Annotated in this window: 13 protein-coding genes; 5 read left to right on the top strand and 8 right to left on the bottom strand. The window is 72.0% G+C overall.

Annotation, left to right across the window (positions count from 1 at the left end; genetic code table 11):
* Entirely contained in the window at nucleotides 1–216 is a 216-nt protein-coding gene (locus OG746_RS42480) for a type 2 periplasmic-binding domain-containing protein (protein WP_266724522.1), read from the top strand.
* A 70-nt stretch (nucleotides 217–286) separates the two neighbouring features.
* Nucleotides 287–1,354 carry a tartrate dehydrogenase gene (locus tag OG746_RS42475; protein ID WP_266724520.1) on the top strand — a complete coding sequence of 356 codons (1,068 nt, stop codon included), beginning with the start codon at nucleotides 287–289 and terminating at the stop codon, nucleotides 1,352–1,354.
* A gap of 23 nt (nucleotides 1,355–1,377) precedes the next feature.
* Here the strand turns inward: OG746_RS42475 and OG746_RS42470 are convergent, their stop codons facing one another.
* Both OG746_RS42470 and OG746_RS42465 read right to left on the bottom strand, forming a co-directional pair.
* Nucleotides 1,378–2,478: an ArsR/SmtB family transcription factor gene (locus tag OG746_RS42470; RefSeq protein WP_266724518.1), complete on the bottom strand. Its 1,101-nt coding sequence runs from the start codon at nucleotides 2,476–2,478 to the stop codon at nucleotides 1,378–1,380.
* A 28-nt stretch (nucleotides 2,479–2,506) separates the two neighbouring features.
* Complete coding sequence (locus OG746_RS42465) at nucleotides 2,507–4,075, bottom strand: AbgT family transporter (RefSeq protein ID WP_266724516.1); 1,569 nt, start codon at nucleotides 4,073–4,075, stop codon at nucleotides 2,507–2,509.
* Nucleotides 4,076–4,268: 193 nt separating this feature from the next.
* On the opposite strand from OG746_RS42465, the gene OG746_RS42460 reads away from it, so the two are divergent.
* Nucleotides 4,269–6,179 (top strand): CocE/NonD family hydrolase, encoded by a 1,911-nt coding sequence (locus tag OG746_RS42460; protein ID WP_266724514.1) that lies wholly within the window; start codon nucleotides 4,269–4,271, stop codon nucleotides 6,177–6,179.
* 34 nt (nucleotides 6,180–6,213) lie between these two features.
* Here OG746_RS42460 and OG746_RS42455 read toward each other — a convergent pair whose 3' ends face one another.
* Complete coding sequence (locus tag OG746_RS42455) at nucleotides 6,214–6,795, bottom strand: TetR/AcrR family transcriptional regulator (protein WP_266724513.1); 582 nt, start codon at nucleotides 6,793–6,795, stop codon at nucleotides 6,214–6,216.
* Nucleotides 6,796–6,921: 126 nt separating this feature from the next.
* Between OG746_RS42455 and OG746_RS42450 the strand changes: the two genes are divergently transcribed.
* Nucleotides 6,922–7,803, top strand: coding sequence for an SDR family oxidoreductase (locus tag OG746_RS42450; protein WP_266724512.1), 882 nt, complete (start codon nucleotides 6,922–6,924; stop codon nucleotides 7,801–7,803).
* A 40-nt stretch (nucleotides 7,804–7,843) separates the two neighbouring features.
* Here OG746_RS42450 and OG746_RS42445 read toward each other — a convergent pair whose 3' ends face one another.
* Both OG746_RS42445 and OG746_RS42440 read right to left on the bottom strand, forming a co-directional pair.
* Nucleotides 7,844–9,163: an amidohydrolase gene (locus OG746_RS42445; RefSeq protein WP_266724511.1), complete on the bottom strand. Its 1,320-nt coding sequence runs from the start codon at nucleotides 9,161–9,163 to the stop codon at nucleotides 7,844–7,846.
* 38 nt (nucleotides 9,164–9,201) lie between these two features.
* Entirely contained in the window at nucleotides 9,202–10,476 is a 1,275-nt protein-coding gene (locus OG746_RS42440; protein ID WP_266724510.1) for an MFS transporter, read from the bottom strand.
* A gap of 160 nt (nucleotides 10,477–10,636) precedes the next feature.
* Between OG746_RS42440 and OG746_RS42435 the strand changes: the two genes are divergently transcribed.
* On the top strand, nucleotides 10,637–11,743 hold the full coding sequence (locus tag OG746_RS42435; protein WP_266724508.1) for an Lrp/AsnC family transcriptional regulator: 1,107 nt from the start codon (nucleotides 10,637–10,639) through the stop codon (nucleotides 11,741–11,743).
* Nucleotides 11,744–11,830: 87 nt separating this feature from the next.
* On the opposite strand, the gene OG746_RS42430 is transcribed toward OG746_RS42435, so the two are convergent.
* The 3 genes from OG746_RS42430 to OG746_RS42420 are packed head-to-tail and all read right to left on the bottom strand — an operon-like array spanning nucleotide 11,831 to nucleotide 14,993.
* Nucleotides 11,831–12,883: an NAD(P)-dependent alcohol dehydrogenase gene (locus OG746_RS42430; protein WP_266724506.1), complete on the bottom strand. Its 1,053-nt coding sequence runs from the start codon at nucleotides 12,881–12,883 to the stop codon at nucleotides 11,831–11,833.
* Nucleotides 12,880–13,404 carry a DUF4334 domain-containing protein gene (locus OG746_RS42425; protein ID WP_266724504.1) on the bottom strand — a complete coding sequence of 175 codons (525 nt, stop codon included), beginning with the start codon at nucleotides 13,402–13,404 and terminating at the stop codon, nucleotides 12,880–12,882. The genes OG746_RS42430 and OG746_RS42425 overlap by 4 nt, the downstream gene beginning before the upstream one ends.
* On the bottom strand, nucleotides 13,401–14,993 hold the full coding sequence (locus tag OG746_RS42420; RefSeq protein ID WP_266724502.1) for a succinic semialdehyde dehydrogenase: 1,593 nt from the start codon (nucleotides 14,991–14,993) through the stop codon (nucleotides 13,401–13,403). Before OG746_RS42420 ends, OG746_RS42425 begins: the two co-directional genes overlap by 4 nt.
* Between the last annotated feature and the right edge of the window lie 104 nt (nucleotides 14,994–15,097).

The raw sequence follows: 15,097 nt of genomic DNA, 5'->3' as shown, positions 1-15,097 counted from the left end.
GTGGGGGTGGCCGTCGTCGCCGACTCGTGGCGCCCGCTCGCGGACACGGTCGGGCTGCGGGTGCGCAGGCTCGCCATCGAGGACACGCTCGACGTCGGCCTGGTGTGGCGCAGACACCGGCTGAGCCCGGCGGCAGCGGCATTCATCGACGTGATCGAAAGGTCGCGCAGTACGGGCCAGGGGACTCCCCGGGAACGGAAGCCGGAGAACCGATAGGCGAGCGTTATCGAACGGGCTGCAAACGCGTCTTGGACAGCCCGGGACAGCTCGGCATTCCATGGTCACCATGACGACCACTCGCCACCGCATCGCGCTCATCCCTGGTGACGGCATCGGCACCGAGGTACTGCCGCCCGCCTGCGCCGTCCTCGACGCCGTCGGCAAACGCCACGGACTCGCCTTCTCCTACGACTCGTTCGACTGGTCCTGCGAGCGGTATCGCGCCGAGGGCGCGATGATGCCGACGGACGGCCTGGACCGGATCCGCGACCACGACGCGGTCCTCCTCGGCGCGGTCGGCTGGCCGGGGGTGGCGGACCATGTCTCCCTCTGGGGTCTGCTCATCCCCATCCGCCGCCAGTTCCGCCAGTACGTGAACCTGCGTCCCATCAAGGTGCTGGAGGGCGTCCCGAGCCCGGTCGCGAAGGCGGGCGCGGACGTGGACTTCGTCGTCGTGCGCGAGAACGTCGAGGGCGAGTACTCGGAGATCGGCGGGCGTCTCAACCGCGGGTTCCCCAACGAAATGGCAGTCCAGGAAGCGGTGTTCACCCGCCCCGGCGTGGAGCGCATCCTCGACTGCGCGTTCACCACCGCGCGACGCCGCGAGGGCCACCTTGTCTCGGCGACGAAATCCAACGGCATCGTGCACACCATGCCGTTCTGGGACGAGCTGGTGCGCGAGGCCGGTGAGCGGTTCCCGGAGGTGGAGTGGCGGCAGGAACACATCGACGCGCTCGTCGCGAAGATCGTCCTCGATCCGTCCCGCTACGACGTGATCGTCGGCTCCAACCTCTTCGGCGACATCCTCTCCGACCTCGCGGCCGCCGTCGCGGGCAGCATCGGCATCGCGCCCGCGGCCAACCTCAACCCGGAGCGCGAGTACCCGTCGATGTTCGAGCCCGTCCACGGTTCGGCCCCCGACATCGCGGGCCGCGGCATCGCCAACCCGCTCGGCGCGATCTGGTGCGCCTCGATGATGCTCGACCACCTGGGCCACCCCGAGGCCGCGACGGAGGTCTTCGACGCGTTCGCCTCCGTCCTCGCGACGACGAACGCACGGACGGCCGACCTGGGCGGAACGGCGACCACGAAGGAGTTCACCCAGCTCGTCCTCGAAGCCATCACGGACCGCTGACCGTCTGTCTCCCCTCCCCCCTCTCAGCGCATCACCGTCGCCAGTACGTCGTCGCCCAACGCGCGTACGACGTCCGTCGCCAGTCGGTGGCGGACGAGTTTGCCGTCGCGGGTCGAGCGGACCAGGCCCGCCTCGCGGAGTTGGCGCAGTGTGCGGGAGACCTGGGGTTCGGTGGAGCCCAGGCGGGTGGCCAGTTCGGAGGTGGTGATCGGTTCGCCGAGGAGGTGCCGGCACAGCTCCATGCGGCCGGGTGAGGCGAGTGCCGTGAGCCGGTCGTGCAAGGCGCGCAGGGAGAGTTGGCCGGGCCCGGAGGGCATCGCGGCGCGGACCGCGTACTGCACGACGACGCAGGACGGGTCCTCGTCCTTGACGACGAGGTGCGGCCAGACGCGGACCGAGGGGACGAGGACGAGCGGGCGCCGACCGACGACCACCTCGTCGATCTGCAGCTTGTCGAGGCGGATCCGGGCGCCCGGTCCGACGCGCGACGCGGTGGGGAGCAGTTCGGTGAGCACGTCGACGGGCGGGCGGGGTCGGGCGAGCCGCCGCCGGACCTCACGGGCGTGGTCGTCGAGTGCGGGGCCCAGATTGCGCCAGTCGTCGGCGAAGAATGCGGCGTCGGCGGCGCGCAGGACCGCGAGGAGCCGCGCGCGGAACGCGGCCGGGTCCGCGACCAGTTCGACGGCCAGGTCGCCCCTGGAGTGCGAGCGCCGCCGACACTGGCGTACGTACTCCTCGGCAGCCTCGGTGCCGGTGCGCAGTTCGTGGGCGGCGGGCGCGGGTCGGGCGCTGGCACCGAGCACGCCGGGTGCGACGAGGCCGAGGAATTCCGTACGGGGAAGGTCCTCGATGGCCGCCAATTCCTCCCGGAGATCCGCCGCGACGGGCAGCGCCCGAGGGTAGAAGAGGCGGCAGCGGAAGCGGGCCCACAGCGGGGCGAAGACCGCGAGTTCGTCACGGAGTGCCGGGTTCACCGCGGCGACGCGGGCGGTCCACTCGGCGGCCTCGGGGTGGTGCTCGGGTTCGGCGAGGATGTGCAGGCTCGCCATGAGTTCGGACAGAGCGGAGGGCCCGGCTGCGATGTCCGCGGGGCCGAGCCCTCCGACGTCGATGATGATGCTCACCGCATCAGGGTACGAAGGCCCGCACGGGTCAGCGGACCGCTGCCCCCGGCCCCAGCGGGATGCCGAGCAGGTACCAGGCGAAGAAGAGGACGACCCAGACCACGAGCATCGCCATCGCGACGGGCAGCGTGAAGGAGACCAGCGTGCCGATGCCCGCCTTGCGCCGCAGCGTCTGCAGATAGCCGACGGCGAGGGCGAAGGTGGTGCCCATCGGGCTGATGGAGTTGGTGCACGAGTCGGCGATCCGGTAGAGCGCCATCGTGGTGGCGGGGCTGGTGCCGAGCAGCATCATCATCGGGATGAGGGCGGGGGCGACCAGCGACCAGAGGGCGGAGCCGCTGGTGATCAGCAGGTTGATCAGGGAGATCGCGATGAGCAGCAGGAGGAAGAGGACGAGCGTGGGCACGCCCAGGTGCTCGATGAAGTCGGCGCCCTTCACGGCGAGCACGGTGGCGATGTTCGTCCACTGGAACAGGGCGAGGAACTGCGAGACGGCGAGGAAGAGGACGAGCAGCGGGGCGATGCCGCGGACGCCCTCGGCCATGAGGGCGGGCACGTCGCGGCTGCCCTCGATGCGGCCGGTCGCCTTGCCGAACACGTAGCCGATGAGGATGAAGAACATCGCGACGAAGACCGAAACGCTGTTGAGCAGGGTCGATTCGACGATGGAGCCACCCTTGCCGCGCAGCGGGGAGTCGGTCGGGAGCATCGCGGCGATGAGGAGAACGGCGTAGCCGAGGGCGACGAGGCCTGTGCGCTTGAGGGCGCGGACCTCGGTGGCGTCGTCGATACCCGCCGTGATGACGGTCTGCCGGGCCTTCTCCTCCAGGTCCGCGTCCGGCACGAGCAGATGCTCGCGCTTGGTGAGCACCTTCTCGGTGACGAAGGCGACGGTGCAGGCCAGGATGAACGCCGACGTCGTGGAGAAGTACACGTTGTCGGTGGCCCGGACGACGAAGTCGGCGTCCACCAGGTGGGCGGCCTCGGTGGCTACGGAGGCGTAGAGCACGTCGCTGGAGGTGATCAGCGGGTTGGCGTCGCCCGCGGCGTTGATCGACACGAAGGCCACGATCATGCCGAGCATGGGCGAGCGGCCGACCGCGCGGAACGCCATGGCACCGAGCGGAATCAGCACGACGTACGCGGAGTCGGACAGGAACTTGCACAGCACACCGCACAGGGCGACGCCGAGCGTGACCCAGCGCGGTGAGACGCCCGCCAGCATCCGCCGCGCCAACGCCTCGAACAGGCCGGCCCGTTCGGCGACGGCGACGCCCAGCATCACCACGAGCACCGTGCCGAGCGGGCCGAAGGTGACGAAGTTGTCCACCGCGCCGTTGACGAGGTCGCGGACGGCGTCGGCGGATATCGCGCTGCGCACGGCGATGGTGCCGTCCTTGGACGGGTCGGCGACCTGCGCCCCGGCCGCCGCGAGCGCCCAGCTGACGACCGCGACGACGCCCGCCATGATCCAGAAGAGCCAGAACGGGTGCGGCAGCGCATTGCCCGCCCGCTCGATGAAGTCGAGCAGCCGCGAGCCCCCGCCCCCGGTGGGCGGGCGTTCGGGTCGCACCTCACGGCGAGCGGTCGCGCTCATGGATTCTCCTGGGATCGAAGGGGGCCACGCCGGGCGGGCGCACAAGGTCGCGCCTGTGCTGATCGCTGGGTCCGGAAGGGCGGCGGGCACACAGTACGAAGCGGATACGCACGGCGTCACGGCCTGACGGAACAGTTGACGTGATTGCGGCAAGTGATCCACCGCGCGTCGGCCGCGACCTACGGTTGCGGCCGTGACCTCGCAAGACGCCCTCAAAGCCCCCAGCGCCCCCTGCCCGTTGCATGCCGACGGCACGCTGTGGCGCAGGCCCCTGACCGTCCCCATGCGCGACGGTGCCCGCCTCTCCGCGGACCTCTACACCGCCGGCTCCGACCCCGAACCCCCGCCGCTGCCGGTGCTGTTGGAGCGGACCCCGTACGGCAAGCGCGAGCAGCGCGGTTCGGACCAGGACCGGCACGACACCCCGGTGCCGATGCCCGAGGACATCGCACGGCATTTCACGGACGCCGGTTACCACGTCGTGCGGCAGGACTGCCGTGGGCGCGGGGAGTCGGAGGGGACGTTCGTGAAGTACCTCGGGGAGGGCCCGGACGGCGCCGACACCGTGGAGTGGCTACGGGCGCAGCCGTGGTGCGACGGCCGGGTGGTGATGACCGGGGTGTCCTACTCCGCGCACGTCCAGGCCGCCGCGGCGGCGGAGGCCCCGGCCGGTCTCGCGGCGATGTTCCAGGACTCGGGCGGCTTCGCGTCGGCGTACGAGGCGGGCATGCGGATGGGCGGCGCCTTCGAGTTGAAGCAGGCCACGTGGGCGCTGCGGCACGGAGCCAACAGCCCGGAGGCGGCGGCCGATCCGGTCCTGGCGGAGGAGATGCGCCGCCTGGACGTGGCGGGCTGGTTCACCGCGCTGCCGTGGCGGCCGGGGTCGTCTCCGCTGCGGCATCTTCCGGTGTACGAGGCGTTCCTGCTGGAGCAGTGGCGCGAGGATGCCTTCGGCGACTACTACCGCAACCCCGCGCTCTACGGCCGCGGTTCCTACGACCGCTTCCCCGACGTCCCGAGCCTGCACATGGGCAGCTGGTACGACCCCTATGTCCGGTCCACCATCGAGAACTTCACGGAGCTGCGAGCGCGCAAGGAGGCCCCCGCTTACCTGGTGATGGGTCCGTGGACGCACGGCCACCGCTGCGAGACGTTCTCCGGAGACGTCGACTTCGGGCCGGCGGCGACGCTGTCCGGGAACCTGGCCGAGTCGTATCTCGCGTTCCGCAGCCGGTGGTTCGACCAGGCGCTCGGGCGGAAGGTGTCACACCCTGACACCTTCCCGGCCGTGCAGTACTTCCTGATGGGCGGCGGGGACGGCCGCCGGGACGCGGCGGGGCGCATGCGCCACGGCGGCGCGTGGCGCACGGACACGGCCTGGCCGCCGTCCGGAACGCGCCCGGTGTCGCTGTACCTGCACGCCAACGGCGCCCTCTCCCCCGCCCCGCCGACGGCGGACGAGGCATCGGTGGCGTACGACTTCGATCCGCGGAACCCGGTGCCAACCATGGGCGGGCAGGTGACATCGGGGGAACCGGTCATGACAGGCGGCGCGTACGACCAGAACGCCCCGGACGCCCGGACGTTCGGGGCCACCGAGCCCTATCTCCCGCTCGACGCCCGCCCCGATGTCATCAGCGTCCTCACACCACCGCTGGACCGGGATGTGGTGCTGGCGGGGCCCGTCTCCGTGCGGCTGCACGTGTCGTCCTCCGCGCCCGACACCGACTTCACCGTCAAGCTCATCGACCAGTACCCGCCCAACCCCGACCACCCGCACGGCTTCGCCATGAACCTCACCGACGGCATCTTCCGCTGCCGCTTCCATCGCTCCTTCGAGCGGCCCGAACCGCTGGTCCCCGGTGAGGTGTACGAGATCGAGGTGACGGCGCCCGACACCGCGAACCGCTTCGCGGCGGGCCACCGGATCCGGCTGGACGTCTCCTCCAGCAACTTCCCCCGCTTCGACGTCAACACCAACACCGGCGAACCCGAGGCGGCCACGCGGCGCAGCGCGATCGCCGTCAACCGGGTGCACATGGACGCCGTGCGGCCGTCGGCGCTGCGGGTGTGGGTGGAGGGCGGAGCGGACGCGCTGAGCTGACGACCGTCGGCGGTGACCGGGTCCGGCCGTTCGGCTAGCGGAGCCCCGTCGCCGCCGCGCGCAGTTCGTCCAGGGCGGCCAGTACGAGGGGTGCCAGGTCGCCGGGGGTTTCGTCGCGGGCGGGGTCGCCCCATGAGGCGAAGCCGAGTTTGAAGGCGAGGACGCCGAGTTCCGCGGCGACCTGCGCCGTGGGTTCCGGGACGTCGCGGCGGCGCAGTGCCTCGACCATGGCGGCGGCCATGCCGATGCTCTTCAGCGCGTTGCGCTCCTGCAACTCCTCGTTCGCCTCGATCGCCGCGTGCAGCAGCGGGCTCAGCTCGCGGTTGAACGAGGTCATCTCGCCCGAGGCGCGCTCAAGGCCCGCCGCGACGGCCTCGACCGGGGTCGCGTCGTCGGGGGCTTCTGTGATGCCCTCGACCAGCAGGCGGCTGAGGGTCTTCTGCCCTGCGGTGAGGATCTCCCGCTTGTCGGCGAAGTGCCGGTGGAACGTGCTGCGGGTGAGCTCCGCGCGCTCGGCGATCTGGGCGACCGTCGTGTCGTCGTAGCCCTGCTCGGCGAACAGGGTCAGCGCCGCCACGACCAGGCGCTGCCGGGCATCCGGCTTCCATCTCGGCATACGCCCATCCTAAGCGATGCGACACGTGTCGCATCAGCGGGTGTACCGTAGTCGGTGATGCGACATGTGTCGCATCACCGATCCCCTTCCCATGGCCATTCCCATGCCTCGCATCTGGAGTCGATCATGCATGTCTTCATCACCGGCGGTACGGGCCTGATCGGCTCGGCCGTCGTCGCCGAACTGCTGGCCGCCGGGCACACGGTCACCGCCCTCGCCCGCTCCGACGCCTCCGCCGAGAAGGCCACCGCGGCCGGCGCGGACGTGCTCCGCGGTGGGCTCACCGATCTCGACGTGCTGCGCAGCGGCGCCGAACAGGCGGACGGTGTCGTCCATCTCGCCTTCACCAACGACTTCAGCTCACCCGAGGCGCTCGCGCGTTCGGTGTCCGAGGAGAGCGCCGCGCTCGCGGCACTCGGCGACGTGCTCATCGGCTCCGAGAAGCCGCTGGTCACGGTGTCCGGCACCCCGTGGGTGCCGGGGCGGGCCTCGACCGAAGAGGACCCGCTGCCCACCGACGGGCCGGTAGGCGGGCGCGGCGTGTCGGTGGGGCGCGCCCTCGACCTCGCCTCGCGCGGTGTACGCAGCTCGGCGATCCGGCTGCCGCGCACCGTTCACAACCAGGGCGACGGCGGATTCGCCGGGATGCTCACGCAGATCGCCCGCCGCACCGGAGTCGCCGGCTACCCCGGCGACGGTACGCAGCGCTGGCCCGCCGTCCACGCCCTCGACGCCGCCGTCCTGTTCAGGCTCGCCCTGGAGAAGGCCCCGGCCGGCACCGCGTGGCACGCCGTGGCCGACGAGGGCGATGCCGTACGGGACATCGCCGCGGTCGTCGGGCGGCGGCTCGGGGTCCCTGCGGATTCCGTGCCGGAGGAGAACTTCGGTCCGCTCGGGCCGATCTTCGCGACCGACCAGCCGTCGAGCAGTGCGCACACCCGCGCCGCTCTCGGCTGGCAGCCGACCCACCCGGGGCTGCTCGAGGACCTGGAGAAGATCGAGCCCTGAGCCGCTTGCCGCGGGGAGGCCGGGCCTCCCCGCGGCGCCGTCAGGCTCCCGGGCCGTTGAACTCGGCGGCCACCGCGCGCAGCCCGCGCACCCCGTACTCGATGACCGGCTCCGCCTGCGGGGCGAAGCGCGGCGAGTGGTTGCCGGGGATGCCAGGACGCGGCCGCGTCGGGTCCTCACCCTCGTAGAGCTTGGGGTCGAAGCTGCCCCACATCCAGAACACCGACGGGCAGTCGAGGGTCGTGCCGAAGATGCCGAAGTCCTCGCTGCCGGAGAGCGGGCGCGCCATGTGCTGGACGCCCTCCTCCCCGTAGACCGCCAGCAGGGCGGCGCGTGCGCGCTCGGTGGCGTCGTCGTCGTTGACGGTGAGCGGGAAGGCGTTGAGCGGCTCGAACTCCGGCTCGCGCGGGGCGCCCGCGGTCTGCGCCTCGCCGCGCACGATCCGCTCGATCGCGGCGAGGACCCGCTCGCGTACCTCGGGGTCGAAGGTCCGGACGTTGACCTTGAGTTCGGCGCTGTCCGGGATGATGTTCTCCTTGTGTCCCGCCCGGAACGAGCCGACCGTCACCACGGCCGCGTCCTGGGCCGCGATCTCCCGGGACACCACCGTCTGCAACCGGGTCACCACGTGCGCGCCGAGCACGATCGGGTCGACCGTCAGCTCGGGCTGCGAGCCGTGTCCCCCGGAGCCGAACAGGCGGATGCGGAAGCTGTCCGCGGCCGACATGGTCGTGCCGGGGCGCAGCGCGACCGTGCCGGTCGGCAGCGGGCTGACGTGCTGGCCGAGGCAGACGTCCGGGCGCGGGAAGCGGTCCGCGAAGCCGTCGTCGACCATGGCCTGCGCGCCCGCCGCGATCTCCTCGCCGGGCTGGAAGACGGCGAGCAGCGTGCCGCGCCAGCTGGCGCGGTCCGCCGCGTACAGCGCGGTCGCTCCGAGCAGCGCGGTGACGTGATGGTCGTGGCCGCAGCCGTGCATCACCGGGACCTCGTGGCCGTCGGGCCCCGTCGCGGTGTCGGTCGACGCGTAGGGCAGGCCCGTGTCCTCGGCCAGCGGCAGCCCGTCGGTGTCGGCGCGGAGCAGGACCGTGGGGCCCTCGCCGTTGGTGAGCGTGCCGACGACGCCGGTGGTGCCGACGTGCTCCGTGACCTCCCAGCCCTGCGCGCGCAGCACGGTCGCGATGATCTCGGCGGTGCGGGTCTCGTGCATCGACAGCTCGGGGTGGGCGTGCAGGTCCCGGTAGAGCTCGCCCAGGGCGGGCAGCAGCTGCGGCAGCCCCTCGTCGGCGGGGGTGCCGGCGGGCAGCGTGAGCCGGGCGGGATCGACCGGGCAGGCGGGGGCGGGTGACGTGGAGGGGGTCATGCGGCAAAGCTCCTTCGCTGAGTTGGGAGGGCCGGTTGTCAGTCCCGGACGGCGGGGCCGAGTCGGGAGCGCAGGGTCTCGGAGGTCTGCGGGGCCAGCAGCGCGAGGCAGGCGGTGAGCGCCGCCCCGAGGGCGAGGACGGCGAAGGCGACGGTGAACGAGTAGGTGTCCGCGAGATATCCCATCAGCATCGGCACCAGGATGCCCGCGGACTGGCCGCCGAAGTTGATCATTCCCGAGGCCGCGCCGCTCAGCCGCGTCGACAGCGTCCGCAGCGGCACCGCGAAGATCGGCGTGAAGCAGAACGTGCAGGCGGCGAAGGCGAGACACAGCAGCGTCTCGAACGCGACCAGACCTTCGGCCTGCGTCATCGCGAGCACCGCCACACCGGCGACGGTCATGGACGGCGCGACCAGAACCGCGGGGCGGCCCTTCAGCCTGTCCGCGCACCAGCCGCTGAGAATCATGGCGATTCCGCCGAACAGCGCGGGCAGCGCCGTGAGCAGGCCCGAACTCTCCAGCGAGAGCCCGCGCTCGGTCTGCAGATACGACGGCACCCAGGAGTTGAGGCCCCAGGCGAGCATGCCGTAGCCGAACAGCATCCCCACGTACAGCCACATCGCCGGGGTGACGAGCAGCGCACGCGTTCCGCCGCCGCCCCCGGCGGCCTCTGTCTGCGCGGTCGGCCGCACCGGCGGAAGCAGCAGTTGTACGAGGACGAAGGTCGCGACGCCGAGTCCCGCGACGGCGTAGAACGACATGCGCCAGCCCCACAGGGCGATGACGGGTCCCGCGATCAGCGGCGCGACGACCGCGCCGAAGGAGTTGGACGAGGAGATCCAGCCGCTCGCCGTCATCCGATCGCGGGATCCGGTGCGTTCGGCGACGGCCTTCATCGCGGCGGCGGGGAAGACGCCCTGCCCCGCGCCGAACAGCACCCGGATCACGACGAGCGCCGCGAACGACCAGGCGGTTCCGGTCAGCGCCGTGAACACCGACCAGATCAGCATCGCCCACAGCAGGATCCGCTTGGATCCGAACCGGTCGGCGAGCAGTCCGCCGGGGATCTGGCACGCCGCGTAGGCCAGGAAGAACGCGGAGAGGACCATGCCCTGCTGGGTGCGGTCGATGCCGAACTCGGTGCCGATGTGCGGCAGCGCGAGGTTGATCACGAGCCGGTCGATGTAGTCGACGATCCAGGCCAGGAACAGCAGCCCGACGGTCGTCTTCGCGGCCCGGTCGAGCCGGACCCGGCCCTCGGTGGGCGCGGGGTGCGCGGCGGGCGCGTCGGTAGGTGAATCGGTGGCGCTCACGGCGGCTCCACGGTGTGTGTCGCGACTGGGGGTGGGCGCGCACGCCTGGCCTTGCGAACGGGTCTGCGTCCGGGCCGGCGCGCACATCCGTACGGCGGGCGTACGCCCCTGTGTCGGGGCCGCCGTACGGGCGGGTGCGAGTGGCCCCACAATGGTCGCCATGCCGTCCGCCCCCGCACCGATGCCGGAATCCATCGCCCTAGAGGCGCAGGATTCCGTCTCTCCGACTGCCGACATGTACGACGACCTCGACGAGACGGACATGGCGCTCGTCGACGCCCTGCAGACCAGCCCCCGTGCCCCGTGGTCGCGGATCGGCGCGGTCCTCGGCATCGACGCCACCACCGCCGCCCGCCGTTGGGACCGGCTGCGTGCCTCCGGGCTCGCCTGGAGCACCGCGTACGAGACGTGGGAGCGGCACGGGCGGGGGCAGCGCCTGTGCATGGCCTTCGCCGATGTGGCCGTGGCTCCCGGCAGCCTGGCCGCCGCCACGGAAGCGGCGTGCGCGGACCCGCGCGTGGCCAGTGTCGAGCGCACCACCGGCGGCGGCACCACCGGCACCGACGGCGCCCTCTTCCTCACCTTGTCCTGCTCCGGTACGGCGGCCCTGACGCGCTTCGCCGACGGCCCGCTCGCCGGTCTTCCGGGCGCGCGCGACGTCCAACTCTCCGTGGTGCTGCACAGTTACCGGGAAGGCGCGGACTGGAAGGTGCACGCGCTCGACCGGGGCCAGCGCTCCCGCCTGACGTCCGCCGCGGCGGATCGGTCGGCGGCCCCGCAGCACGGCGCCGCCGACCGTGCGCTGCTCCGCGCGCTGTCCCACGATGCCCGCCGCCCCTACAGCGATCTTGCCCGGGACACCGGCACCAGCGAGGCGACGGTCCGCCGCCGGCTTGCCCGGATGCTGGCCTCGGGCCAGGTCAGGATCCGCTGCGACGTGTCCCATCTGGCGGCGGGCCGACCGGTCATCAGCACGTACCGGGTCGCCGTGCCCTCCGCCGAACTGGACGCGGCGGGGCACCTGGTGGCCGCGCTGCCCGGGGTCCGGCTGTGCATGGCGGTGACCGGGGAGGCCAATCTGCTGGTGTCGACCTGGGCGCGCTCGCTGAGCGATGCCGCCGGGTTCGAGGTCCGCCTCGGCTCCCGGCTCGCCGGTGCCCGAATCCTGCGCCGTGATGTCACCCTGCTGACCGCCAAGCGGATGGGGCGCCTGCTGGACGATGAAGGGCGCGCCCGGGGGCACATCCCGGTGGACCATCACGCCTGAGTGACACACCGTCAGCCGTTCAGCCCATCAGCTGTGGAGCCCGTCCGACGGTCGCCCGTCATCCACTCGTCCGTCAGCCGCTCGCCGTCAACTCCCCGGAATCAGAACGGCCTTCAGCACCTTTCCCTCCCTCTGCTCCGCCACCGCCCGGTCGAACTCCCCCAGCCCGTACGTCGTCACCAGCTCGTCCAGCGGCAGCCGCCCCTTCTCGTAGCGCCCGATCAACTCCGGTACGAGCTGCGCCGGTTCCGCGTCCCCCTCGACGCAGCCCCGGAGTTGGAGCCCCCGCAGCATCAGGTCCCGCCCGTCGATCTCGGCCGTCGCGGGCCCGAGGCCGACCACGGCGAGCGTGCCGCGTGGCTGGAGCAGCGACAGGGCGCGGGTCAAGAGCTCCGGACGGCCGGTGGTGTCGAGGACGTGGGTCACCGAGGGGAGCGGGTCGTCCAGTGAGGGCACCGCCAACGCGCCGTACCGGCTTGCCAGTTCGCGGCGCGCGGCCACCGGCTCCGCGACCACGACCTCCGCCCCCTCGGACAGCGCGGTCAGCACGGCCGCGGTGCCGACCGCGCCCGCTCCGACCACCAGAAGCCGGTCGCCGGGACCCGGTCGCAGGACGTTGAGGACCGCGCCCGCGCCGGTCAGGAACCCGCAGCCCAGCGGGGCGGCGACCCACGGCGGTACGTCGCCGACCGGCACGCAGGAACGGGCGTCGACGAGCGCGGCCGTGGCGAAGGACGACTGGCCGAAGAAGGAGCCGAAGACCGGGACACCGTCCACGCGGATGGTGGGTGTTCCGTCCGCGCGTCGTCCCGAGTTGTTGAGGCTGATCGCGAGGTCGCAGTAGGCGGGGTGTCCTGACCGGCACTGGCCGCAGCGGCCACAGTGCGCGAACGACAGCACGACCCGGTCCCCCACCTCCAGGCCGGCGACCCCCGACCCAAGGCGCTCGACGACGCCGCAGCCCTCGTGGCCGAGCACCGCCGGGCGGTCGCCGAGCGCCTTCCGGGTGGCGAGGTCGGTGTGGCAGAGGCCGACCGCCTCGATCCGGACGAGCACCTCGTGCGGACGTGGGTCGTCGAGTTCGGCCTCGACGAGTGCGCTGGGCGCGGCGCCGCGCGAGAGCAGCACCGAGGCCTTCATGTGCGGTCCGGGGTTTCGCGTTCCAGGTCCGGTGTTTCGCGTTTCCGGTCCGGTGTTTCGCGTTCCAGGCCGAAGTAGAAGTGCCGGCCGTCCACGAGCACGACACCCGGCTTGCCGTTCATCACGCCCATGAGCGTGCTGTCGTCGACCCGCTTGAAGTGGTCGAACACGGGCATACCGTCGTACACCATCGTGGCGGTCACCTCGCCGCGGAACTCGATGTTCCACAGGCTGGCCTCGCCGCGGCCCGCCTTGGTGTCGGAGTAGAGGCTGCCGTCCTCGGCGCGGCAGATCAGTGGCTTCGCGTCGTCGAGCGCGTCGAACCGCTTGCCGTGCCAGCGGCTCGCGGCCAGCACCTTCTCGATGGGATGGCCGGTCAGGAAGGCGAATCCGCGCCAGGGGCCGATCAGCGAGGCCGCATCGACCGTCTCCAAGTCGGCCCACAGGGCGTCGAGTTCGGCCGGGTCGACCAGACCCTCCACCGCGCGCAGGGCCTTCCATCGTTCGTTCACGCCGCTCATCGGACCCCCAGCCTGCGCAGCAGGGCCAGTTGGCCGTTCGTACGGCGGATGAAAGATGTCACCGAGCTCTCCTCCGGTTTTGTCGGACCGAGAGGGAGGAACCGCTGCGTGGCGATCGTCTGGCTCTCGGTGTACTTGCGGATCCCCTCGGCCCCGTGGCGCCTGCCGAGTCCGCTGTCGCCCATGCCGCCCATCCCCGCCTCGATGCTGCCGGCGGCCGCGGCGGCGCCGTCATTGATGTTGACCGAGCCGGACCGGATCCGGCGTGCGAGGCGGGCGGCCTCGCGGGTGTCCTTCGACCAGATCGACGCCGAGAGGCCGTAACTGCCCTGGTTGGCCAGGTCGACGGCCTCATTGTCGGTCTCGTAGGGGTGGAGCGAGACGACCGGGCCGAAGGTCTCCTCGCCGCACACCGCCATCTCCGGTGTGACACCTTCGAGGATGGTGGGTTCGTAGAAGAGCGGGCCGATGTCGGGGCGGGCCTTGCCGCCCGCGAGCACCGTCGCCCCCTGGCACACCGCCTCGTCGACATGGGACTCGACGGCCGTGAGCTGCGCCTTCGAGGTGAGGGAGCCGATGTCCGCCGAGTAGTCGTAGGGCCGGCCGAGGCGCAACGCCCGTGTCGCGCGGACGAGTTCGTCGCGGAAGGTGTCGTAGATCTTCTCGTGTACGTAGACGCGCTCGATGTGGATGCACATCTGCCCGGTGTTGGCGAAGGCGGCCGCCACCGTGCCGGCCGCGGCCGCCGTGACGTCGGCGTCCGCGCGCACGATCAGCGGGTTCTTGCCGCCGAGTTCGAGGGAGGCGCCGACCAGGCGGCGCGTGGCGCGTTCGCCGACGGCGCGTCCGGTGGCGGTCGACCCGGTGAAGCAGACGTAGTCGGCGGCGTCGACGAGGGCCGTGCCGACCACGGAGCCGGGGCCGGTCACGATCTGCCACAGGTCGGCGAGCAGCCCGGCCTCCGCCATCAGGGCCCGCGTCCACAGCAGGGTCAGCGCGGTCTGTGAATCCGCCTTGGACACCACGGCGTTGCCGGCGAGGAGGGCGGGCAGTACGTCGCCGACGCCGAGGTAGAGGGGGTAGTTCCAGGGCGAGATGATGCCGACGACTCCCTTCGGCACCCGCACCTCCTGGACTCGCGTCGCGCCGGGGATCATCCCGCGTACGCGGCGGGTCGCCAAGTAGTGCCGGGCGCGCCGCGCGTAGTGCCGGGCGATCGTCGCGACCTGGGCCACCTCCATCCACGCGTGGTAGCGCGCCTTGCCCGTCTCCCACTGGATCAGGTCGAGCGCCTGGTCCTGCCGCTTCAACAGCAGGTCGTGGAAGGCGAGTACGAGGTCGGAGCGGCGCTTGTCCGGTGTTCCCGCCCATGCCGTCTGGGCGGCGCGGGCCCCCGCCACCGCCTGCGCCACATCCTCCGGGGTGCAGGTGGGAACGGCCGCGATCGGCGAGAGGTCGAACGGCGCCAGCGCGGCCAGCGGTTCGGGGGCCTCGACCTCGTCGCGTTTCGCGTCGCGGCGCACCCCGCCGCACCATCGCGCGATCGCCTCGTCCGTCACCCACGCGGGGCGGGCCTGGTCCGTGCTCATGCGGGCTCCTCGCTCGTACGGGACCGCTGCTCCGGTTCGCACCGGTCACTTCGATGCCCTGTCGGCACTCTTGCCGACTCTCTTGTCGATGACTGCGCGCCTCG

It is taken from the genome of Streptomyces sp. NBC_01016 (genome assembly GCF_026341035.1).
Lineage (GTDB): Bacteria > Actinomycetota > Actinomycetes > Streptomycetales > Streptomycetaceae > Streptomyces.
Note: the sequence above shows the minus strand (reverse complement) of the source record. Positions and strands in the feature narration are given on the sequence as shown.